The organism is Arthrobacter sp. Edens01, assembly GCF_001307035.1.
GTDB lineage: Bacteria > Actinomycetota > Actinomycetes > Actinomycetales > Micrococcaceae > Arthrobacter_B.
Genome location: NZ_LKIU01000005.1, coordinates 1,549,520 through 1,570,935 on the forward strand (window position 1 = coordinate 1,549,520; position 21,416 = coordinate 1,570,935).

Below are 21,416 nucleotides of genomic sequence, written 5' to 3' on the forward strand. Positions count from 1 at the left end.
GGCGCCTGTTTCTCCACGGTAGGTACCGCCCCGGCCTCCGGCAATGCCCACACGAATGCTGCCGGAATGGCGCGTTGCCAAACACCTCGCCGCGTAGCAGGCTGGGGCGCATGACTGAAACGGCAGTAATTACCGGCGCAACAGCGGGACTCGGCGCGGAGTTCGCGCGGGCACTGGCCGAACGCGGCTACAACGTGGTCCTGACTGCACGGGATAAGGAAAGACTTCAGTCCAAGGCCGACGAACTCGCCGCCCGCTACCATGTGGAGGCTTCGGTGCTTCCCGCGGACCTTTCAACCAGCGAAGGCGTTCAGGATGTCGCGGCGAGAGTGGGCCGGCCGGACGTCGCTGTGCTGGTCAACAATGCCGGATACGGCCTCAAGAACGACTTCCACGCGAATCCGGTCCAGACCGAGATCGACCACCTGAATGTGCTGGTCCAGGCACCGCTGCTGCTCAGCCACGCAGCCGTGAACTCGATGCTTGAGCGCGGCGGCGGGCGGATCATCAACGTGGCTTCAGTTGCCGGGTTCATCCCCCGCGGGACCTACAGCGCAGCGAAGTCCTGGGTGATCAACTTCAGCCGCTGGGCCAACCTGCACTATGCCTCCCGCGGAATCTCCGTGACCGCCGTGTGCCCCGGCTTTGTCCACACCGAATTCCATGAGCGGATGCAGATGGACAAAACGCTGTACCCCAAATGGATGTGGCTGGATGCGGACCGAGTGGTGCGGGAAGGCCTCGCTGACGCCTTCGCCGGCAAGGGAGTCTCGGTGCCGTCGAAGCGGTACAAGGTGCTCGCCGCCGTGGGAAGCCGCGGCCCGCAGGGACTGATTGCCAAAATCGGTGGTCGCGGGCGCTGACAGCACCGGTTCCGGCCGGAACCTGGAAAGGGGCGTTCCCCCTTTCCAGTAGGCTTCCAACCACGCACCATCGCTGTGAAAGGTTTGAAAATGGCATTGCCCGTGTACGCCCTGCATGAGAACCCCGAGTGGTTTCCGCCCTTCGCGAAGGCCTTCGAGGCTGAAGGTGTGGAGGTACACGAATGGCTGCTGACCGACGGCGTGCTGGACCTTGACGCCGCCCCTCCGGAAGGCATCTTCTGGTCGCGGATCAGCGCCTCATCCCACACCCGTGGACATTCTCTTTCCAAGGACTACGCCCGCGCGGTGCTGGCGTGGCTGGAAGCCCACGGACGGCGCACCGTCAACGGGCGGCGCGTCCTTGAACTTGAAATGAGCAAGGTGGACCAGCTCACCGCACTGCGCGCCGCCGGTATCGAAACACCCCGGACCGCGGCAGCCATTGGCCGCAGCCAGATCCTGGCGGCAGCCAAGGAATTTCCGGTGCCGTTTATCCTCAAGCACAACCAGGGCGGCAAGGGCCTGGGTGTGCGCAAATTCGAGTCCCACGGCGAGCTGGCGGACTACGTTGCTTCCGCCGAGTTTGAGGAACCGCAGGACGGAATCACCCTGGTGCAGGAATTTATCCAGGCCGCTGAGCCGTCCATCAGCCGGGTGGAACTGGTAGGCGGGAAGTTCGTCTACGCGATCAGTGCCGACACCGCCCGCGGCGGTTTCCAGCTCTGCCCTGCGGACGCCTGTGCCATCGATCCGGCCACGGGAACGCCGATTATGCCGCCCGGCGCATCGATTGCCCCCGACCCTGATACCCAGCTCTTCAGCCTGCGGGAAGGCTTCGACCACCCCATCATCGCCAGGTATGAGGACTTCGCCCGCCGCATGAACCTGGAAGTGTGCGGGATCGAGTTCATTGAGGCTGCTGACGGGCGGGTGCTCACCTATGACGTGAATACCAACACCAACTACAACGCGGCCGTCGACGCCGCCGCGCCGGTCTCTGCCCCACGGCAGCTCGCGCGGTACCTGGGCGGGCTCGCTTCACGGTAAAGGGGATACCCGGACCTGCACTTTTCACTGTCCATGCGGCGACTGGAATATAGTCGAAAAGTACCGAAACTAAGGAGCTCCTTCCATGACCGCTGCCCAAGAACCGCTCTGGGTGAAGCATTACCAGCCCGGCGTACCGGCAGAAATCGAACTGCCGACCGAGTCCCTGACTGCCATGGTGGAGGACGCCGTGGCACGGTTCGGGCCCAAAGTCGCGCTGGAGTTCTTCGGTGCCGAAACCACGTATGAGCGGCTCGGGGACCAGATCAACCGGGCAGCCGAAGGGCTGCGGAAACTCGGCGTCCGCAAGGGCCACCGGGTGGCGATCATCCTGCCGAACTGCCCGCAGTACCTCATCGCTTTCTACGCCGTGCTGCGGCTGGGCGGAGTCGTCGTCGGGCACAATCCGCTGTACACGGAGCGAGAGCTGCGGCACCAGTTCGAGAACCACGGTGCGCAGGTGGCCATTGTCTGGGACAAGGCTGTCGAGAAGATCCAGGATTTCCCGGACGACGTCGCTGTTCCGAGCATCGTCGCCGTGGACATCACCAAGGCCATGCCCCGCCTGAAGCGGATCGGCCTGCGCCTGCCGATCCCTTCCATCCGCCGCACCCGGGCCGGCCTCACCACCAAAACAGAGCACACCATCCCCTGGGAGAAACTGCTCGACAGTGATCCAATCGACCCGAAGCACCCGAAGCCGGCGGTCACGGACCTGGCCGCACTGCAGTACACCTCCGGGACCACGGGCATGCCCAAGGGTGTAATGCTTACCCATTACAACCTCCGCTCCAATGCCCTGCAGGGCCAGGCCTGGATGCACGGGGCGAAGGAGGGCGAAGAGGTCATTTACGGCGTGCTGCCCATGTTCCATGCCTTTGGCCTGACGCTGTACCTCACCTTCGCAATGCTCACCGGTTCGAGGCTGGTGCTGTTCCCGAAGTTCGACGTGGACCTGGTGCTGGATGCGGCGAAGAAGTCCAAGCCGACGGTCTTCTGTGCCGTGCCGCCGATTTACGAGAAGGTCGCTCTTGAATCAAAGAAGCGCGGCATAGACATCTCCACCATCCGATATGCAATTTCCGGTGCCATGACTCTCTCGGCGAAGACGGTGGAGATCTGGGAGGAAGTCTCCGGCGGCCTGCTGGTTGAAGGCTACGGCCTGACTGAATCCTCTCCGGTGGCGCTGGGCAACCCGTTCGCGGAGACCCGCCGGAACGGAACCATCGGTGTGCCGTTCCCCAGCACCCGCATGCGTGTGGCCGATCCGGAGGACCTCTCCCGGGACGTTCCCCAGGGCGAGTCCGGCGAACTGCTGATCAAGGGACCGCAGGTTTTCTCCGGGTACTGGAACAACCCCGAGGAAACCGAAGAGGTGCTGACCGAGGACGGCTGGCTCCGCACCGGGGACATTGTCACCGTGGACGAAGACGGCTTCGTGAAGGTAGTGGACCGCCGCAAGGAACTGATCATCACCGGCGGGTTCAACGTTTCCCCTTCCGAGGTTGAGGAAGTCCTCCGCAGCAACCAGAGCATTTCCGACGTCGCCGTTGTGGGCCTTCCCCGGGGTACCGGCGGAGAGCAGGTGGTGGCAGCCGTCATCATGCAGCCGGACACGGAACTGGACGAGCAGGCACTGCGGGCCTTCTGCCGCGAGCGGCTGACGCCGTACAAGGTTCCCCGCCGCATTGTCGCTATCGATGAGCTGCCTAAGTCCATGCTGGGCAAGGTGCTGCGCAAGCAGGTGCGTGAATCTTTGCAGGACTCGCTCTAGTCCCTCCTTCCACGGCGGGTTCCTTCGCATCCACGGAGGAGCCCGCTTTTTGCTGCAGCTTTTGGTCCCGTGGTGTACCCGGTTTCCTATTGACGCGGTTCCACGCAGGCAGTGGAATGATAAGCAGGCTTGGCAATTCAGGCCCGGCCGGAGAAATGGCCATAGGGAGCCAGGACCTGCACCGGTAAAGCAGGGTGGAGAACACCTTCGCTCACCGTGATCCCGCCGCCGCGGGCGGAAGCGGCTGGAACGGGTTCTGGTTCGGAATCGTGATCGCTGTGCCGGGCCCCCGGCGCAGACGCTGCCGAAGGAGAACACACGATGATCAGCAATGAGCAGGTCGAAGGACTCATGGCCGCTTCGGGGAACGTACTCGGTCCCAACGGCGACAAAATCGGATCAGTGGGAACGTTCTACCTCGATGACCAGACCAACGAACCGGCCTGGGTTACCGTCAACACCGGCCTCTTTGGTACCAGCGAGACGTTTGTCCCGCTCAGTGAGGCAAGCGTGGAGGGCATCGACGTCCTGGTGCCTTACTCCAAGGATGAGGTGAAGAACGCGCCGCAGATCGCCAGTGACGGCTCTATTAGCGCTGAGGAGGAAGTGACCCTCTACCGCTATTACGGGTTCACCTATGACGACGGAACGTCGGACGTCGAATCGGTGGACGCGGATGCAGGAACGGACACACTCGTCGAATCGGACACGGAGACGGTTTCCGATACCAGCGGAACCCGTTCGGGTTTGGTTGATGACACACAGTCCGGCTCCGGGGTGGGTTCAGGATCCGGCATGGGCTCCGGATCAGGCGTGGGTTCAGGCACCGGCTCAGGTATGGGTTCGGGGTCCGGAACGGGCGTCGGCTCGGGGGCGGGCACATCGGGAACAACCGGGATGTCCGGCACATCGGGTTCAGGAATCGACGACGCCATGACGCGCTCCGAGGAGAAACTCGACATTGGCACCGAACGTCATGAGACCGGGCGGGCCAGGCTGCGGAAATACACCGTAACTGACACGGTCACCACCGAGGTGCCGGTCAGTCACGAAGAAGTGGTGATCGAACGCGAACCGATCACCGATGCGAACCGCGACGCAGCGATGAGCGGCCCGGAGATCCGGGAAGATGAGTACGAGGTCACGCTGCACAGCGAAGAGCCCGTGGTCCAGAAGCACACCGAACCGGTGGAGCGGATCCGGCTGGACACCGAAACCGTCACCGACACGGAAACCGTTTCCGGAGACGTGCGCAAGGAGAAGATCGACACCGAGGTGGAGGACGCTTCGGGGCGGACCATGTCTGCGGGCAGCGAGAGCGGCTCCGGTTCAGGGCAGGAATCCGGGCACCACAGCTCCGGACACCATGACTCCGGTTCGGGGCATGATTCCGGTTCCGGCAGCTCGGGATCAGGCGGTTCACGCTAGCCATTCGGCTGGATAAACAGTCCTTTTACGGAACCCCGCCGGCTCAGTGCCGGCGGGGTTTCACCGTGTGGGCTGTGGTTTAGTCCCGGTGGCGCCGGGCCTGGAAGCGGAACCTGTCGCCGCGGAACACCGAACGCGTCCACTCCGCGGGCGTATCCCCGGCAAGACCCAGCCTGTGGATAAGCAGCAGCGGGAAGCCCATTTCCAGGCCAAGCAGCCGCACGTCTTCCGGTCCGGCCAGCTGGGTCTCCACGGTGTCCTCGGCATCCGTAATGCGAATGCCGTAGCTCTCCTGGAGTGCGGCATAAAGCGAACCGCTGTGGGCCAGTGCGTCGGCAAGTTGCGGCAGTTCACCCGGGAGAAGCGCCGTCTCATGGGCCAGCGGTTCCTCGTTGATGAGGCGGATACGTTCAACCCGGGTTAACGGCGCACCGGCGGATTGCTGAAGCCGATGTGCCGCTTCGCCTTCTGCAGGCACGGTGGAAATGCCCAGTAGCTCGGAGGATGTACGAAGGTGCTGGGCCGCGGCGTCCTCGGTGAAGGAAGTCAGCTGGCGGACATAGGTTGGACGGTTATGGGCCACGAATGTGCCGTGGCCCTGGGTCCGGTCCAGTACGCCTTCCGCAACAAGTTCTGCGATGGCCTGCCTGACCGTGGTTCGGGAGGTTCCGTACTCAGCGGCAAGGGCCCGTTCAGTGGAAATGAGCGTGCCGGGCTCCCCTTTCGCGGCCAGGGCGCGAATCCGCTCCTTGAGTACGTAGTACTTCGGAGCGGGATGGGAATGTGACGTCACGGCTTCAGCATAGCGATTGACTCTCAAATTGGTCTAGGCCAAACTGAACGACATTGACAGCCCACTTGCTTATGGCATGGGGAACCTACGGGAAGGGCGGAAATGCGTTCAAGAAGGAAGACCCGGCTGCGCGCCGGATCGATGGGGGCCGCCGGCGTAGCGCTGGCTCTGGTGCTGACGGCATGCGGCGGCAATGGTGAGGCCGGCAATGAAGCCGATGGCACGCTGGAAGTCTGGGCCCACTCCGGCCAGGCCTCCGAGGCGGAAGCACTGCAGAGCCTGGTGGATCAGTTCAACGATGCCAATGAGGACATCACGGTCGAACTGACGCTGGTGCCTGAAGCTGACTACACCAGCACTGTTCAGGCCACCAAGGCCGAGGACCTGCCGGACATCATGGAAATGGATGCTCCGACCATGGCTTCCTTCGTCTACGACCGCAAGCTGGTCCCGCTCGAGGGGATCGTCTCCGAAGAGGTCCTGGAGAACCGGATCGGCGGTGTGAAGGAGAGCGGCACCTACAACGGTGAAACCTACGCGGTTGGCATGTTCGACGTCGGACTTGGGCTCTGGGGCAATGCCTCCCTGCTCGAAGCGGCAGGCCTCGAAGCTCCGGCAACTGCCGGGGAAGCCTGGAGCGTAGAAGAATTCCGGTCCAACCTGGCCAAGCTGGCCGAGGTCAGCCCTTCGGGTAACGCGATCGACCTCGGTGAAGCGAACTCCTTCGCCGCAGAATGGGGTCTGTTCACCACCAGCCCCAACCTGTGGTCGGCCGGCGGCACGCTGATGAAGGACGGCAAGGCTGAAGGCGTGCTCAATTCCCAGGAGAACGTCGACGCGCTGACCGAATGGTCTTCCTGGAAGGAATACACGGATCCGAACACCAGCGGCACTGCGTTTCAGGAAGGTCAGGTAGCCCTGACCTGGACCGGTAACTGGATGTACCCCGGCTTCAGTGAGGCGCTCGGTGAAGACCTGGTGCTGATGCCACTGCCTGACTTCGGCAACGGCACCAAGGCCGGCCATGGCTCGTGGCAGTGGGGTGCCACCCCTGCCGCCGAAGGCAACGAGGAAGCTGCCGGCGCGTTCCTGGACTTCCTGATGTCGGATGAGGCCATCACCGCCATGACCGACGCCAATGCCGCGATCCCGGGCAGCACCTCTGCCCTGGAAACCAGTGAACTCTACGGCGACGGCAAGCCGCTGGCCCTCTTCGCGGACAACCTCGCCTCCGCCTGTGGTTCGGAGGACGTCACCGCCGAGTGCATCGCCGTCGCCCGCCCGGTAACCCCGGGCTACCCAACGGTCACCAGTTCCGTTGGCAGCGCCCTGCTCGCCATTTGGGGCGGTGCGGACGTGAAGGAAGAGCTGGACAAGGCGGCGCGCGCCATCGACTCCGACTTCACCGACAACAACGGCTACGAAGACGAATAATCCCAGCTGCGGCGGGGCCGGGCACGCGCAGTGCCCGGCCCCGCCCAAAGCGGGATGGAGGAATCCGTCATGACCACCACGTCACTGCTGCCGCCCAAGAGCGGAACGCCGGAAACGCCTGCGCGTCCGGCCAGGCGCCGCGGCGCCGCCGGGCCTGCCATGGCCGCCCCGGCCATGCTGCTGCTTATCCTGTTCGTGGCGGTGCCGTTTGTGGCCGCCATCGGGTTTTCGCTCTACAACGTCCGGCTCGGTGATCCCCGCGAACCAAACTTCATGGGTTTCACCCAATACGCCCGCATCCTGACAGACCCGGATGTCTCCGCCCAGTTCCTTAGTTCTCTTGGGCACAACCTGATCTTCGCCGTCATTGTGGTCCCCGTGCAGACCGCACTGGCGCTGGCCCTGGCCATGCTGGTGAAGCGGGCGCTGCCGGGTATGGCGGTATTCCGAGCGGTGTACTTCCTGCCCGTGATTTTCCCGATGGCGCTGGTGGCGATCATCTGGCGGCTGATCCTGGCCCGCGGCGACCAGGGCCTGCTTAATGCCACGCTCAATTTCTTCTCCGGCGGCAATTTCGGCGCCCAGGACTGGCTCGGCTCGGAGCTGACCGCCCTGGGATCGGTGATCGTGCTGTCCATTTGGCAGGGCTGCGGCTTCCAGATGGTAATCCTTCTGGCTGCCCTCCAGCAGGTGCCCGGTGAGCTGTACGAGGCGGCTGAGCTGGACCGCGCCAACGGCTGGCAGCGGCTGCTGCACGTTACCCTTCCAGGCATCCGTACCACGCTCGTCTTTGTAGCGCTCTACACGACCATCCTCTCGCTGCGCGTCTTCGACCAGATTTATGTTTTGGCCAAATCCGGCGGGGGCCTCAACGAGGACGCCACACGCACCGTCATGTATCAGGCCGTCACCGCAGCCTTTGACCAGAACAACATTGGCCGCGCCAGCGCCATCTCCGTGGTCTTCTTCATCCTGGTGCTGATCCTGTCCCTGATCCAGCGCCGGCTCACGCGCGAACGGGAGGCCTAGGCATGGCAACCACTATCCAAAACAGCGGACCACGGAACAGTGCTGCTCCGGCAGGAACTCCCGCCGCACCCCGGCTGCGCCGAAGCAGCCCGCGGCACCGCGCCGGTATCACCGTGCACTACTTCGCCCTGGTCATCACCAGCCTGGTGTTCCTGGCACCGGTCGCGTACATGGTCGCTGCGTCCTTCGCTCCGGCGTCGGACACGCTGGCAGGCTTCAAGGTCTTCGACGTCTCCCACTGGGGCCTGCACAACTATTCGGGTGTCACCGCGAGCCTGTCCTCGGACAGCACCGGACACCTCTGGCGGTTCTTTTTGGTTTCCTTCACGGTGACCGTCGCCGTCGTCGGCCTCGGTTTGGTGGTGAACTCGATGGCCGCGTTCGCACTGTCCCGCTTGGAGTGGAAGGGCAGGGGGATTGCACTGCTGGGCATCCTGATGCTGCTGATCGTGCCCTTTGAAGCGGTCGCCGTCCCCATGTTCTACCTGTACAACGACGCACGGAACACGCTGTGGATACAGATCGTCCCGTTCATCGGCAACGCCCTCTCGATCTTCCTGTTCTATTCATTCTTCTCCGGCATCCCGCGCAGCATTGACGAGGCAGCCCGGCTGGACGGTGCCGGACCGTGGCGGATCTTTGCGCTGATCATCGCTCCGATGAGCAAGCCGGTCTACGCGTCTGTGGCCATCCTGACCTTCCTCACCCAGTGGGGCGCCTTCCTCTGGCCTGTGCTGATGGTCTCCGAACCCAACCTGCGGCCGCTGCCGCTGCAAATCAGCGTGTTCGCAGGCCAGCTGCCCCCTGCCTGGGGGCAGGTAATGGCCTTCGGCGTACTGCTGGTGCTGCCGGTACTCGTTGTGTTCCTGCTCTTCCAGCGCTGGTTCATTGAAGGCGTCGCCTCCTCCGCGGTGAAGGGATAAACATGGTCTTCCGCCTCAACGACCACTGGGCCTGGGACAGCTGGCTGGCTGACGACGGCGAGCAGTACCACCTGTTTTTCCTGCGCGCCTCCCGTGCCCTGCAGGATCCACAGCGCAGGCACTACCGCGCGTCGATCGGCCATGCCGTTTCGAACGACCTGGAGGACTGGGAGCTGCTGCCGGATGCCCTGGTGGCTGCCGACGGTCCGGCCTGGGATGACCTGGCCACGTGGACCGGATGCACGGTGCAGGGTGCGGACGGGCGCTGGCATCTTTTCTACACGGGTGTAAGCCGGGCAGAGAATGGACTGCAGCAGCGGATCGGAATGGCCGTTTCGGAGGACATGGTGACGTGGACGCGCCGGGACCGTCCGCCGCTGGAGGCGGACCCGCGCTGGTACGAGAAGCTGGGGGAGGGGACCTGGCCGGATGAAGCCTGGCGGGATCCGTTTGTGTTCTGGGATGAAGACACCGCACTGTGGCACATGCTCGTGACGGCCCGTTCCCGCGAAGGCGACCCGGCCGGCCGTGCGGTAGTGGGCCACGCGGTCAGCCCGGATCTGGAGGACTGGGAAGTCCGCCCGCCGTTGTCGGGTCCGGCCGGGTTCGGCGAGATGGAAGTCATCCAGTCCCGGATAGTGGACGGACAGCCGGTGCTGATCTTTTCCTGCCTGCCCGAATTCGCTCCCGGCGTGGATGCGCCGCGTGTTCCCACCGGAACCTGGATTGCTCCGGGCGGATCACTTTTGGGTCCGTGGAAACTGGAGGAGAGCGCCGAATTTTATCTCGAAGGCATCTACGCGGCCCAGCTGGTTCAAAAGCGCGACGGCGAATGGGTCTTGTTCGGATTCCAGAACGGCAGTTTTACGGGGGAGATTTCAGGCCCAACGACGCTAAAGGAACTGACGAACGGCGCACCGCTCTTCAGCTGAACCGCCTGCGGCCACTGCCCGGGTGGAGAGAATTATGCGTCCGCATGAACATAGCTCTGACCTGCGATAACGGGTTCGACGACAGCAAATCCGTGGGCTATGATCCGATCGCCAGCCCGCGCACTAAGCAGGCTTCATTTTCTACTCACAGGGGGAAATTCGAATGTCACAGCACTCTGCACCCAACCCGTACACGCCGGCCCAGCCCGGCACCACAGACCTGTCCCAGCCGCTCTATGGCGCAGGCATTGGAGATGCCGTCAAGCGGTTCTTCAAGAAGTACGCCACCTTCTCCGGCCGGGCGAGCCGCAGCGAATACTGGTGGTGGATGCTGGTGAACTTCGTTGTCATCACCGCGCTGGTCATCTGGATGTTCGCGGCGGCAGCCGGCAGCGTGGATCCGGTGACCGGCGAACTGGAAGGTACCGGCTTTTTGTTCCCCTACGCGCTGATTGGCCTCTGGTCGCTGGCCACCCTGGTGCCGAGCCTCGCGCTGACGGTGCGGCGCCTGCACGACGGCGGGTTCAACGGCTGGCTGATCCTGCTTGGTCTGATTCCGGGTGTGGGCGGCATTGCCATCCTTGTCTTCTCCCTGATGCCCAGCAAGCCGGAAGGCGCCCGGTTCGACGCCGGCGCCCAGCAGTACGGCGCGTACCCGCAGGCACCGTACCAGTCCTAGCCATCCAAGGACCCGGGGAGCATAACCGCAGGTGAAACGGGGTGCCCCTTCCGATTGGGAGCAAAGACTCCAATACTGGGAGGATGACCCACACCACATCGCCACACCCCGGCAATGATGCCCCCTACAGCTCCGATTCCGAATCCGCCAACCTCGCGGAGGAATCCATCCAGCTGGTTCGAACCTGGCTCGCAGAGGCGTCCACTCTCGAAGTGGACGCCTCTGCTGCGCAGCTGGCCGGTGTCCTCAAGGACCCCGGCGGCCTCGGCTTTACCGTCGGCTTCGTTGACGGGGTGATCCGTCCCGAAGACCTGCAGGTCGCTGCCCGGAACCTCGCCAACCTTGCCCCCCAGGTTCCCGGATTCCTTCCCTGGTATTTGAAGGCCGCCGTACGTACTGGCGGAGTGCTGGGTCCGGCCGTTCCGTCAGTTGTGGTCCCCGCTGCCAGGCGGGCGTTGCGGAGCATGGTGGGTCACCTGATCATTGACGCTTCCGAGGACCGTCTGGGCCAGTCCATCGCCAGGCTGCGCCGCGACGGTGTCCGGCTGAACATGAACCTGCTCGGCGAAGCAGTGCTGGGCCGCCGGGAAGCTGAACGGCGGCTGGAAGGTACCCGCCGGCTGCTGGAGCGCAGCGACGTCGACTACGTCAGCATCAAGGTCTCATCCACTGTGGCTCCCCACGCGCCGTGGGCCTTCAACGAAGCCGTCGCCGACGTGGCGGAAACCCTTGCCCCGCTTTACCGGCTGGCAGCAGGATCCCCCCGCCCCAAGTTCATCAACCTGGATATGGAGGAGTACAAGGATCTTGAGCTGACCATGGCGGTCTTCATGGAACTACTGTCCCGGCCCGAGTTCCATAACCTTGAAGCGGGCCTGGTGCTCCAGGCCTACCTGCCTGATGCGCTGGCCGCCATGCAGCGGCTGCAGGAGTTCGCCGCTTCCCGCCGTGCCGCCGGGGGTGCACCCATCAAGGTGCGGCTGGTCAAGGGTGCCAACCTTCCCATGGAGCAGGTGGAGGCTTCCCTGCACGGGTGGCCGCTGGCCACCTGGGGGTCAAAGCTCGAAACGGATGCGAACTACAAGCGCGTCCTCGACTACTCGCTCCACCCTGAACGGATCCGCAACGTGCGGGTCGGCGTCGCCGGACACAACCTGTTCGACATCGCGTATGCCTGGCTGCTCGCCGGAGCCCGCGGAGTCCGGGACGGCATTGACGTGGAGATGCTGCTCGGGATGGCCACTGCGCAGGCCGAAGTGGTCAAGAGGGAGGTCGGTTCACTGCTGCTCTACACACCCGTGGTGCACCCGCAGGAGTTCGACGTCGCCATTGCCTACCTGGTGCGGCGGCTGGAAGAAGGCGCCAGCAGCGAGAACTTCATGTCCGCAGTCTTTGACCTGGCGGAGGAGGAAAAGCTCTTCGAACGCGAAAAGCAGCGGTTCCTGGATTCCCTGGCGGCTGCGGACAGCAGTGTTCCCACGCCCCGGCGACAGCAGGACCGTACCCTGTCCCCCGAGCCCGGGCCGGAGGAATTCGGGAACACCCCGGACACCGATCCTTCGCTCCCAGCCAACCGGGGCTGGGGACGGGACATCCTGTCCCGGGTGCCGGGATCAGATCTCGGCCTTGGCCTCCTGGCCGCGTCACGCGTCGAAACCGAAGAACAGCTCGAAGAAGTCATGACCGGAGCGGCGGCCGCCCAGGCAAGCTGGGCGGCCCTGGGCGGTGCCGGACGGGCGGAAATCCTGCACCGGGCCGGGGACGTCCTGGAATCGCGGCGTGCAGAGCTGCTGGAAGTCATGGCAGCTGAAGCGGCCAAGACCCTGGACCAGGGCGACCCAGAGGTGTCCGAGGCCATCGACTTCGCCCGCTACTACGCTGAGCGTGCCCGTGAACTGGACGCGGTCGACGGCGCCCGGTTCCACCCGGCCCGCCTCACGCTCGTAACTCCGCCATGGAACTTCCCTGTGGCAATACCGGCCGGTTCCACGCTGGCAGCCCTGGCGGCGGGGTCGGCCGTGATCCTCAAGCCCGCCGGGCCGGCAGCACGCTGCGGGGCGCTACTGGCGGAGGCACTGTGGGAAGCGGGTGTGCCAAGGGACGTCCTGCGGTTTGTGCAGCTGGGCGAGTCCGAGCTGGGCCGTGAACTCATATCCCATCCGGCGGTTGACCGGGTCATCCTGACGGGCGCCTATGAAACCGCGGAACTGTTCCGCTCCTTCCGGCCTGACCTGGAGCTGCTGGCTGAGACTTCGGGCAAGAACGCGATAGTCGTGACCCCCAGCGCGGACTTTGACCTGGCCGCCCGCGACGTGGCGGCGTCGGCATTCGGGCACGCCGGGCAGAAGTGTTCTGCCGCTTCACTGGTGATACTGGTGGCTTCAGTGGCTGAGTCCCGCCGCTTTCACCACCAGCTGCTGGACGCTGTGCAGTCCCTGGTGGTGGGACAGCCGGAGGACCCCCGGACCCAAATGGGGCCCGTTATCGAACCTGCATCCGGCAAACTGCTGCGCGGACTCACCGAGCTGGGACCGGGGGAGACCTGGGTGCTCCAGCCCCAAAAGCTCGACGCCGAAGGACGCGTCTGGACCCCGGGCATCCGTGCCGGCGTGCAGCCGGGCTCGGAGTTCCACCTCACCGAGTACTTCGGCCCGGTACTGGGCGTCATGCGGGCCGAAACGCTCCAGGACGCAGTCCGGCTTCAGAACCAGGTGGACTATGGGCTCACCGCCGGGCTGCATTCGCTGGACCCGGAAGAGATCAGCTACTGGACCGGAGCTGTGGAAGCGGGCAACCTCTACGTGAACCGGGGGATCACCGGCGCTATTGTCCGCAGGCAGCCCTTTGGCGGTTGGAAGAAATCATCAGTGGGAGCCGGAACCAAGGCCGGTGGTCCCAACTACCTGCTGGGACTGGGCAGCTGGAGCACCGAAGCCTCGAAAGCCGACGCAGCTCCGGGCGAAAAGGTTGGCGCCCTGCTGGAGCAGGCCGGCAGCGCATCAGTGCTATCCAGTACCGACCTGGGATTCCTGCACCGTGCTGCGGCTTCCGACGCCGCTGCCTGGGCGGACGAATACGGACAGGCCAAAGATGTCTCCGGGCTCACGGCGGAACGGAACCTTTTCCGCTACCTGCCGGTTCCCGTCCACGTCCGGCTGGCCGAGGCCGAACCGCTGCCGTCGGTGCTGCGCGTCCTCTCGGCGGCGCTGCTGGCGGAATCAGGGGTAACGGTCTCGGTGCCGGATGCGCTGGCTCCCGGCATTACCGCTGTCCTTGCGGCTTTTTCCTGTTCCGTCACGGTGGAAAACGACGCCGAATGGCTTTCGCGGGTGGCGGGCATGGAAACTCCGCCGTCCAGGATCCGCCTGCTGGGCGGAGACCGCCGCGCCTTGGCGGCAGCACTGGGCGGACGGCCCGACGTTGCGGTGTACTCGCAGCCGGTCACCGAATCGGGCCGAGTGGAACTGCTGCCGTTCCTGCACGAACAGGCGATCAGCATTACGGCCCACCGCTTCGGAACCCCCAGCGCGATTGCCGACACTGAACCCGGAAGGCCCTGAGCGTGGACAATCCCCTCCCATTGGCGGGCCGCACCGCCGTCGTAACCGGAGTGAGCCGCCGCCAGGGCATTGGCTATGCCGTCGCGTCGCGGCTCGCCCGGATGGGAGCGAGCCTTTTCACCGCCCACTACCGCCCGCATGACCTGGACCAGCCGTGGGGCGGGGACTCCCTTGAGGCAGTTGCCGACGGGCTGCGCGGGCAGCTCGCCCCGGATGCCGTTTTGGCACACCAAAGCACCAACCTGGCCGAACCGGATGCGGCTTCGGAGCTGATCAGCTCGGCGGCAGGGGAACTGGGCCATTTGGACATCCTGGTCTGCAACCACGCGCGCAGCGGCGGGGACGGCCCGCTGGCGGAGATGACCCCGGAGATGCTCGACGCCCACTGGCAGGTCAATGCCCGCTCCACGCTGCTCGCAACCCGGGAGTTCGCGGCGCAGCACGACGGCAGGCCCGGCGGCCGGGTCATCTGGATGACTTCGGGCCAGATCAACGGGGGAGTCATGGACGCGGAGATCGCCTATGCCACGTCCAAGGCAGCGCTGGCGGGGAGCACGGCATCTGTGGCCGCCGGGCTGGTCCGGCAGGGGATCATTCTGAACACGGTGAATCCGGGGCCCGTCAATACCGGGTACCTGGATGTGGAAACCGCGGACCGGCCTCCGGAAGTGCTGGCGGAGGTGCTTTCGCGTTTCCCCGGCGGACGGTTCGGCGAACCGGACGACCCGTCCCGGCTCATAGCCTGGCTGGTGAGCGACGAAGGCCGCTGGATGGTGGGACAGGTCCTCAGCACCGACGGGGGCTTCCGCTAACCGGGTTGGTTTTGTGTTTGCTCTGGTCCTCCGCGCACCTGGCTGCTACGGTGCTCGTCATGGACATGCTCATTTTCGAGTAGCGAACTGCGCGCCGGCGAAGAAACACCTTGTTGGATCCCGCCGTCCCGCACCGCTCTAAGCAGACCCCACATTAAACAGCTTGTTGAGGCTACGGCCTCCGAGTCCTTCCGTCTGCACCTCGAAAAATGCCGGTGGTTCACGCCGCGGCACGCCCGGAAGGGCAGAGACTGGCCCGGCAAGCCAGACATGAACTGGAGCACACCATGGCCAAGCCGTCCAAGAAACCCCAAACGCCCAACCAGGTAATTCCCGACCCGGACCTGCAGGTGAACATTGCCCCCGCAGCTGCCCGCCGGCTCAGTGAGGAAGGGATGCGGCGCCTTGCTGCAGCCCAGCAGCAGGAAGCCGGCCTTCCCGGCTGGCAAAGCCTGGGCAAGGGGGGAAAACCGAATCACGCCAATGGCAGACAGGGACCGCGCGAGCGTAAAGTCCGCTGGTAACCCGTCCGCCCACTGCAAGGCACCGGCCACGGACCAACCGCGGCCGGTGCCGCCGGCATGTTTGGCGTGCGGTTCAGGGGTCGCAGGAGTTGGGCTGGAAGGAGAATTCTTGGGATGCTTGCTCTCATGAGTTCTTCCCCCGCACCAGCAGCAGTCACTACCTCACCACACGCCACAGAGGAGCTGGAGGCCTGGACATCAGGGGGACTGGGAACAATTCGGCTGAACCGTCCGCGGGCCCTGAACGCCATGGACCGTTCCATGGTCGAGGCAATGGACCGTGTACTGCAGGACTGGGAAGCGGACGACAGCGTGCAGGCAGTGGTGCTCTACGGAGGGGGCGACCGCGGACTGTGTGCCGGAGGGGACATCCGGGCAATCGCCACCGGAACTGATGCCGAAGCCATGCGGTTCTGGAGCGCGGAGTACACCCTGAATGCCCGGGTTGCCGCCTTCCCCAAACCCTATGTTGCCGTCATGGACGGAGTGGTCATGGGCGGCGGCATCGGGGTTTCCGCGCACGCCGGCATCCGTGTGGTCACCGAACGCACCATGGCCGCCATGCCCGAGGTTCGGATCGGGTTCAGTCCGGACTGCGCCGGCGCACTCCTGCTGGCCCAGGCTCCAGGGGAACTTGGAACACACCTGGCCCTGACAGCAGGCACGATGTCCGGTGCTGATGCAGTGCTCTGCGGGTTCGCTGATTACTACGTGCCGTCGGACCTTCTCCCGGAGATGCTCGCTGCCCTTGAAAACGCCGGTGCCGATGCCGCGGACACAGTGGCAAAATTCGCCGTCGAACCTCCTGCCGCCCCGCTTGCAGCGGAGCAGGACTGGATTGACGAGTGCTATGCAGGCGCCGACGTCGCAGGCATTCTGGAGCGCCTGGACCAGCGCCCGGAGGCGGCTGCAGGAGAAGCGGCGCAGGCCATCCGGCAGATGGCACCGTTCTCCGTTGCTGTGGCATTGGAAGGAATCCGTGCCGCCGCCCGCGAACCAGACCTGGCGAAAGTGCTGCAGCGGGACCTTGTGATGGCCGAGCGGATGATAGGACGCCCGGACTTCCGCGAAGGCGTACGTGCCCGTCTGGTGGACCGGGACCGGCCTGTGTGGAATCCTTCGGAGCTTGCCGCCGTCGATCCCCGTGATGTTGCCTGGACGCTGGCCCTCTAAGACCCCCGGTGCCACAATGGTGGCCACACAGGCCCCGGGCAAAGGACAGCACTATGCTGCTCAACGGCAGGAACGCCATCATCTACGGCGGCGGCGGATCGATTGGCGGCGCAGCCGCGCGTGCCTTCGCGCGTGAGGGGGCACGGGTCTTCCTTGCCGGGCGGCATCCGGAGCCGCTCCAGGAGGTTGCCGCGGAGATCCGCGAAGCCGGAGGGCTGGCGGAGACAGCGATCCTCGACGCCCTCAACCAGCAGGCAGTCAATGCGCACGCGGACGACGTCGCCTCCGAGGCGGGCAGCCTGGACATCTCCCTGAATGTCATTCAGCACGGTGACGTCCAGGGAACACCGATGGCCGCCATGTCTGTGGAGGATTACCTGCGGCCGGTCTCCACCGCGGTGCAGGCAACCTTCATTACGGCGCAGGCTGCTGCCCGCCACATGATGGAGCAGAAATCCGGGGTGATCATGGCCTTCGGCGGCTCCGGAACAGAGGACCGGGGGCAGTATCTGGGCGGGCTGATCACCGCCCTCGAGGCGATCGAGTCGATGCGGCGCCAGCTGGCCATTGAGCTGGGGCCCTACGGGATCCGGGTGGTGACACTGCGTTCCGGAGGGGTTCCTGAGTCGCTCCCCCGGGACATGGAAGGCCATGACGACGTTGCCGGTGCCATCACGTCAGCTACGCTGCTGGGCCGGGCCGCCACCCTTGAGGACGTGGGAAATGCCGCTGTGTTTGCCGCCTCTGACATGGCTGCAAGCATTACTGCCACCACGATCAATATCAGCGCCGGTGCGCTGATCGACTAGGGCGGACCCGCCGCCTGCCGGGAGGATCAGCGCTGGGTGCGCCAGATAGTGAAGTCCTCGGTGCTCACAGCCGTATGCATGCCGCTTTCCTCATCGTTGAGCCAAAGCGTGGCGAGCCCGGGGGCAGTGTCTCGGACCTCACCGCGGTAATAGACGTGGTCGCCGCTGCGGGCTTCAACGTAATCTCCGCGGTGGATTGAACTGATGTGGCGGACACGGCGGGCAGGGGCATTCGTGCGGCATGGTGACGTGCTGGCTGAGGGCAAACTAAACTCCTGGGGTGATCGGAAGGGGACCTAGTTATGTCAACCAGACAAGTGGGCCGAAATATTCCCGGATCGCGCAGGGACCCCTGCCGCAGGCTGTGCCCGGCGCGTAAAGTCTGGGCATGGACATCGTGGATTTCCTGCTGACGCGCTTTCACGAAGACGCCGCGGAGTCCCGCAAACTGCTCGGCGGCTCAGAGATATCCCTCTCGGACCGCTGGTATGAGGAGCGGCTCCTGCGGGAATGCGAGGCCAAGCTGATGCTGATCGACATCATCGGCGGCGCCCGCCGCAATGCCCTGTCCCGGATGCTGCAGGACACTGAGGCCGATACCCGGACCTACGCCGACGAGCTGGAATGGACCACCCTGGCGCTCGCTGCCCTTGCCGCACCGTACGCCGAGCACGTGGACTACCAGGACGTCTGGCGGCTGGTGGAAAAACGCCCCTGAAGTCCACCGCCCCGCCGGACTTCCCCGGCTTGCGTGCTGCGGCCCTGTCGCTGCGGTGCCTTTATGCCTAGATTGGCAGGCATGACTATGGAGACTTCATGACAGGGAACGACGACGCCGTGCTGCCGGACAGGGCACTCCTGGAGCAACTGGCGGAGGCAAAGCAGGTCGCTACAACCTTCACCGGCTGGGACGGCGGAGTGCAGCACGTTGCGGATGAGTCGCTGCAGACTATCCTGGCCGCCCGAGGTGCGCCCGCCGCAACAAGGGCACAGGCCCAGGCATCCCTGGAAGAAGCACTCCTTGCACCCTGGCGGAGCGCCCTTCCTCCCGCCGTGGTGGTGCGGCAGCAGCACCCGGCACCGGTACAGGTCCACCTTCCAGCAGGTGCACAGCCGCGGGCGTGGATCGTGCTTGAAGACGGTGGATCGATGCCGCTGTCCATTGCCACGGAGACAAGGGAAACAGCCGTCGTTGACGGGGCTGAACTCGAAGCGAGGCAGCTGCCGCTGCCGGCGGATCTCCCGCTGGGCTGGCATACACTGCATCTGGCCACCGGAGAGCTGAGCGCCGAATCCGTTCTGGCTGTCACGCCGGACACGCTGAAGACGCCGCCCACCGGGGACCGGGCCTGGGGCATGATGGCCCAGCTGTATTCAGTGCGCTCCGAACGGTCCTGGGGCATCGGAGACCTGGTTGACCTGGCGGATCTCACCGCCGTGTCCGGTGAAGCAGGTGCCGCCTTTATGCTGATCAATCCGCTGCATGCCGCCCAGCCGGTGCCCCCGGTGGAAGATTCCCCGTACCTGCCGGCAACGCGGCGGTTCTTCAACCCGCTCTACATCAGGGTGGAGGCAATCAACGAGTACGGTTACCTCCGCGCCGAGGATCGTACCGCCGTCGAGGCTCTTGCAACTGTGCAGCAGGGCGTCAACCGTGACGCCCGCCTGCTGGAACGGAACACGTCCTACGCTGCCAAACTGCAGGCCCTGCGCATGGTCTACCAGGTGCCGCGCAGCCCCTCACGCACACAGCAGTTTGATCAGTTCGTGACGGAGGCCGGACCCGGTCTGGAGAGCTTTGCGCTGTGGTGCGCGCTCGCCGCCGAGTATCCGGCCGATGCGCCGGAGTGGAGCGCTGGCCTGCACAGTCCGCAGGTCCGCGCCAAGGAGGAAGAGCTGGCCGCCGAGATCGGCTTTTACAAATGGCTCCAGTGGATCTGCGACGAACAGCTGGAATCCGCGCAGCGGGCAGCTACCCGCGCGGGAATGGGAATCGGCATCATCCATGACCTCGCCGTCGGCGTTCACCCAGGTGGCGCTGATGCCTGGACACTGCGCGACGTGCTGGTTCCGGAGGTGTCCGTGGGAGCGCCGCCGGACATGTTTAACCAGCTTGGCCAGGACTGGAGCCAGCCGCCCTGGGATCCGGACCGTCTGGCGCAAACCGGTTACGGTGCCTACCGGGACATGCTGCGCACTATCCTGCGCCACGCCGGCGGAGTTCGGGTGGACCATATCCTTGGCCTGTTCCGGCTCTGGTGGATTCCGCGGGGGCAGGCGCCCGGCCAGGGGGCCTACGTTTACTACGACCACGAGGCGCTCGTGGGGATCCTTGCGTTGGAAGCCCACCGGGCCGGCGCCGTCGTCATCGGTGAAGACCTGGGCGTTTTTGAGCCCTGGTTCCAGAGCTACCTGGCGGAACGGGGAGTGCTGGGAACCTCAATCCTCTGGTTTGAGCAGACGGAAGACGGGCCCCGCCCGCCGGCCGATTACCGGGTCGGAGCCCTGGCAACCATCGGCACGCACGATTTGCCCCCGGCGGCCGCCTATTTGGCCGGGGAGCACGTCACGTTGCGGGATTCCCTGGGCCTGTTGAACCGGCCGGTGGAGGAGGAACGGGAGCTGGACCGTGCCGCCACCGCACGCGTGCTTGAGCTGGCGGGCAGTGAGGGGCTGCTGGAAGCGGACGCTTCAGAGCAGGAGACTGTGGAAGCGCTGCACCGGCTAATCGCCCGGACGCCGTCGGTGCTGGTGGGTGTTGGACTGGCGGACGCCGTGGGGGAGCGGCGCACGCAAAACCAGCCGGGCACTTCCCGTGAGTACCCGAACTGGTGCATTCCGCTGGGGGGTCCCGACGGAAAGCCGGTGCTGGTGGAGGACCTTGCCGCCAATCCCCGGTTCGTTTCCCTTGCCCGGGCGATGAACAGCGCACTGGCCGCCGGCTAGCCCTGCTGGTCGGCGAACGCCACCCGCCGAAGCAAGTCGCGCAACTGGTCCCGCTCTGCCGGGGACAGCGCACTCAATGCGTGGTCCCCGGCAGCCTGGACGATTGCCGCTGCTTCCGCGTACAGCCGCTTTCCTGCAGCTGTTGGCGTAATAATGTTGGACCGCCGGTCCCGTGGATCCGCCTTGCGCTTCACGGCGCCCCGCTTTTCGAGCTGGTCTACAAGAGCCACGATTTGGCTCGGATCCAGGAACAGGAACTCAGCAAGCTCACGCTGTGACGGGTTCAGTCCGCTGCAGACCAGGGACAGGACCGAATAGGAACGGACCTTCAAATCCAGGGCAGCGAGCTCTTCATTGGCGCGGCGGGAACCGACCGAACGTGCCCGGGCGGCCAGGAACTCCGTCTCATTTGCCAGCTCCGAAGAGTAGAGCCGTTCGATTCCTGTCTCGGCTGCCGGGGGTGTGGAAACGCGCGCGGTCCGGTGGGCGGTCTCAGTCATGGATCAAGAGTACGCCTGTTTTCAACTGTTGACTTTATCAATTATGTCAGTTGTCATGGTGTGAGACAGGACACATATTTGAGGAGTTGGCATGTCCCTTTCGGGCAAAGTCGCGATTGTTACCGGTAGTGGGCGGGGTCTTGGGTTGGCGTATGCCCGGGAGCTGGCCCGGCAGGGTGCTGCTGTGGTG

At 64.9% G+C, this 21,416-nt stretch carries 20 protein-coding genes; 17 read left to right on the forward strand and 3 right to left on the reverse strand.

Translation table 11 applies throughout. From position 1 onward, the window contains the following. The first annotated feature begins 110 nt into the window (after nucleotides 1–110). The 4 genes from AO716_RS13400 to AO716_RS13415 all read left to right on the forward strand — a co-directional run bounded on the left by AO716_RS13400 (nucleotide 111) and on the right by AO716_RS13415 (nucleotide 5,112). Nucleotides 111–863 (forward strand): SDR family NAD(P)-dependent oxidoreductase, encoded by a 753-nt coding sequence (locus AO716_RS13400; RefSeq protein ID WP_055241511.1) that lies wholly within the window; start codon nucleotides 111–113, stop codon nucleotides 861–863. A gap of 90 nt (nucleotides 864–953) precedes the next feature. Next, a complete protein-coding gene (locus AO716_RS13405; protein WP_055241513.1) occupies nucleotides 954–1,910 on the forward strand; it encodes an ATP-grasp domain-containing protein in 957 nt (318 codons plus the stop codon). An 85-nt stretch (nucleotides 1,911–1,995) separates the two neighbouring features. Next, a complete protein-coding gene (locus AO716_RS13410) occupies nucleotides 1,996–3,684 on the forward strand; it encodes a long-chain-fatty-acid--CoA ligase (protein WP_055241515.1) in 1,689 nt (562 codons plus the stop codon). Nucleotides 3,685–4,005: 321 nt separating this feature from the next. Further along, complete coding sequence (locus AO716_RS13415; RefSeq protein ID WP_055241517.1) at nucleotides 4,006–5,112, forward strand: YsnF/AvaK domain-containing protein; 1,107 nt, start codon at nucleotides 4,006–4,008, stop codon at nucleotides 5,110–5,112. 79 nt (nucleotides 5,113–5,191) lie between these two features. Here the strand turns inward: AO716_RS13415 and AO716_RS13420 are convergent, their stop codons facing one another. Next, nucleotides 5,192–5,905 carry a GntR family transcriptional regulator gene (locus AO716_RS13420; RefSeq protein WP_055241518.1) on the reverse strand — a complete coding sequence of 238 codons (714 nt, stop codon included), beginning with the start codon at nucleotides 5,903–5,905 and terminating at the stop codon, nucleotides 5,192–5,194. Nucleotides 5,906–6,007: 102 nt separating this feature from the next. On the opposite strand from AO716_RS13420, the gene AO716_RS13425 reads away from it, so the two are divergent. The 10 genes from AO716_RS13425 (at nucleotide 6,008) to AO716_RS13470 (ending at nucleotide 17,780) form a co-directional block, all read left to right on the forward strand. Then, the gene (locus AO716_RS13425) at nucleotides 6,008–7,339 is read left to right on the forward strand and encodes an ABC transporter substrate-binding protein (RefSeq protein ID WP_055241520.1); all 1,332 of its coding nucleotides are present in this window, start codon (nucleotides 6,008–6,010) and stop codon (nucleotides 7,337–7,339) included. A gap of 69 nt (nucleotides 7,340–7,408) precedes the next feature. Continuing rightward, the gene (locus AO716_RS13430) at nucleotides 7,409–8,368 is read left to right on the forward strand and encodes a carbohydrate ABC transporter permease (RefSeq protein ID WP_229780508.1); all 960 of its coding nucleotides are present in this window, start codon (nucleotides 7,409–7,411) and stop codon (nucleotides 8,366–8,368) included. Nucleotides 8,369–8,370: 2 nt separating this feature from the next. Further along, a complete protein-coding gene (locus tag AO716_RS13435) occupies nucleotides 8,371–9,291 on the forward strand; it encodes a carbohydrate ABC transporter permease (RefSeq protein ID WP_082413563.1) in 921 nt (306 codons plus the stop codon). A gap of 2 nt (nucleotides 9,292–9,293) precedes the next feature. Beyond that, nucleotides 9,294–10,223: a glycosyl hydrolase family 32 gene (locus AO716_RS13440; RefSeq protein WP_055241521.1), complete on the forward strand. Its 930-nt coding sequence runs from the start codon at nucleotides 9,294–9,296 to the stop codon at nucleotides 10,221–10,223. Nucleotides 10,224–10,386: 163 nt separating this feature from the next. Beyond that, nucleotides 10,387–10,902: a DUF805 domain-containing protein gene (locus AO716_RS13445; RefSeq protein WP_055241523.1), complete on the forward strand. Its 516-nt coding sequence runs from the start codon at nucleotides 10,387–10,389 to the stop codon at nucleotides 10,900–10,902. A gap of 83 nt (nucleotides 10,903–10,985) precedes the next feature. Further along, on the forward strand, nucleotides 10,986–14,462 hold the full coding sequence (locus tag AO716_RS13450) for a bifunctional proline dehydrogenase/L-glutamate gamma-semialdehyde dehydrogenase (RefSeq protein WP_055241524.1): 3,477 nt from the start codon (nucleotides 10,986–10,988) through the stop codon (nucleotides 14,460–14,462). 2 nt (nucleotides 14,463–14,464) lie between these two features. Next, nucleotides 14,465–15,274 (forward strand): SDR family oxidoreductase, encoded by an 810-nt coding sequence (locus AO716_RS13455; protein WP_055241526.1) that lies wholly within the window; start codon nucleotides 14,465–14,467, stop codon nucleotides 15,272–15,274. A 287-nt stretch (nucleotides 15,275–15,561) separates the two neighbouring features. Beyond that, a complete protein-coding gene (locus tag AO716_RS13460; RefSeq protein WP_055241528.1) occupies nucleotides 15,562–15,798 on the forward strand; it encodes a hypothetical protein in 237 nt (78 codons plus the stop codon). Nucleotides 15,799–15,924: 126 nt separating this feature from the next. Continuing rightward, nucleotides 15,925–16,971 carry an enoyl-CoA hydratase/isomerase family protein gene (locus AO716_RS13465; protein WP_082413622.1) on the forward strand — a complete coding sequence of 349 codons (1,047 nt, stop codon included), beginning with the start codon at nucleotides 15,925–15,927 and terminating at the stop codon, nucleotides 16,969–16,971. Nucleotides 16,972–17,024: 53 nt separating this feature from the next. Then, on the forward strand, nucleotides 17,025–17,780 hold the full coding sequence (locus AO716_RS13470) for an SDR family NAD(P)-dependent oxidoreductase (protein WP_055241530.1): 756 nt from the start codon (nucleotides 17,025–17,027) through the stop codon (nucleotides 17,778–17,780). 26 nt (nucleotides 17,781–17,806) lie between these two features. Here the strand turns inward: AO716_RS13470 and AO716_RS13475 are convergent, their stop codons facing one another. Next, nucleotides 17,807–18,046 (reverse strand): hypothetical protein, encoded by a 240-nt coding sequence (locus AO716_RS13475; RefSeq protein WP_055241533.1) that lies wholly within the window; start codon nucleotides 18,044–18,046, stop codon nucleotides 17,807–17,809. A gap of 122 nt (nucleotides 18,047–18,168) precedes the next feature. Between AO716_RS13475 and AO716_RS13480 the strand changes: the two genes are divergently transcribed. Beyond that, entirely contained in the window at nucleotides 18,169–18,498 is a 330-nt protein-coding gene (locus tag AO716_RS13480; protein ID WP_055241535.1) for a DUF6221 family protein, read from the forward strand. A gap of 98 nt (nucleotides 18,499–18,596) precedes the next feature. Next, entirely contained in the window at nucleotides 18,597–20,726 is a 2,130-nt protein-coding gene (gene malQ / locus AO716_RS13485; protein WP_055241537.1) for a 4-alpha-glucanotransferase, read from the forward strand. Here malQ and AO716_RS13490 read toward each other — a convergent pair. Next, the gene (locus tag AO716_RS13490) at nucleotides 20,723–21,226 is read right to left on the reverse strand and encodes a MarR family winged helix-turn-helix transcriptional regulator (RefSeq protein ID WP_055241538.1); all 504 of its coding nucleotides are present in this window, start codon (nucleotides 21,224–21,226) and stop codon (nucleotides 20,723–20,725) included. The genes malQ and AO716_RS13490 overlap by 4 nt on opposite strands. Nucleotides 21,227–21,317: 91 nt before the next feature. On the opposite strand from AO716_RS13490, the gene AO716_RS17320 reads away from it, so the two are divergent. Then, the coding region (locus tag AO716_RS17320) for an SDR family NAD(P)-dependent oxidoreductase (RefSeq protein WP_152969994.1) at nucleotides 21,318–21,416 on the forward strand (99 nt) is incomplete at its 3' end.

Coding starts and splice junctions, on each gene's coding strand:
- AO716_RS13400 (WP_055241511.1), top strand. CDS start 111: ATGACTGAAACGGCAGTAATTACCGGCGCAACAGCGGGACTCGGCGCG.
- AO716_RS13405 (WP_055241513.1), top strand. CDS start 954: ATGGCATTGCCCGTGTACGCCCTGCATGAGAACCCCGAGTGGTTTCCG.
- AO716_RS13410 (WP_055241515.1), top strand. CDS start 1,996: ATGACCGCTGCCCAAGAACCGCTCTGGGTGAAGCATTACCAGCCCGGC.
- AO716_RS13415 (WP_055241517.1), top strand. CDS start 4,006: ATGATCAGCAATGAGCAGGTCGAAGGACTCATGGCCGCTTCGGGGAAC.
- AO716_RS13425 (WP_055241520.1), top strand. CDS start 6,008: ATGCGTTCAAGAAGGAAGACCCGGCTGCGCGCCGGATCGATGGGGGCC.
- AO716_RS13430 (WP_229780508.1), top strand. CDS start 7,409: ATGACCACCACGTCACTGCTGCCGCCCAAGAGCGGAACGCCGGAAACG.
- AO716_RS13435 (WP_082413563.1), top strand. CDS start 8,371: ATGGCAACCACTATCCAAAACAGCGGACCACGGAACAGTGCTGCTCCG.
- AO716_RS13440 (WP_055241521.1), top strand. CDS start 9,294: ATGGTCTTCCGCCTCAACGACCACTGGGCCTGGGACAGCTGGCTGGCT.
- AO716_RS13445 (WP_055241523.1), top strand. CDS start 10,387: ATGTCACAGCACTCTGCACCCAACCCGTACACGCCGGCCCAGCCCGGC.
- AO716_RS13450 (WP_055241524.1), top strand. CDS start 10,986: ATGACCCACACCACATCGCCACACCCCGGCAATGATGCCCCCTACAGC.
- AO716_RS13460 (WP_055241528.1), top strand. CDS start 15,562: ATGGCCAAGCCGTCCAAGAAACCCCAAACGCCCAACCAGGTAATTCCC.
- AO716_RS13465 (WP_082413622.1), top strand. CDS start 15,925: ATGAGTTCTTCCCCCGCACCAGCAGCAGTCACTACCTCACCACACGCC.
- AO716_RS13470 (WP_055241530.1), top strand. CDS start 17,025: ATGCTGCTCAACGGCAGGAACGCCATCATCTACGGCGGCGGCGGATCG.
- AO716_RS13480 (WP_055241535.1), top strand. CDS start 18,169: ATGGACATCGTGGATTTCCTGCTGACGCGCTTTCACGAAGACGCCGCG.
- malQ (WP_055241537.1), top strand. CDS start 18,597: ATGACAGGGAACGACGACGCCGTGCTGCCGGACAGGGCACTCCTGGAG.
- AO716_RS13490 (WP_055241538.1), bottom strand. CDS start 21,226: ATGACTGAGACCGCCCACCGGACCGCGCGCGTTTCCACACCCCCGGCA.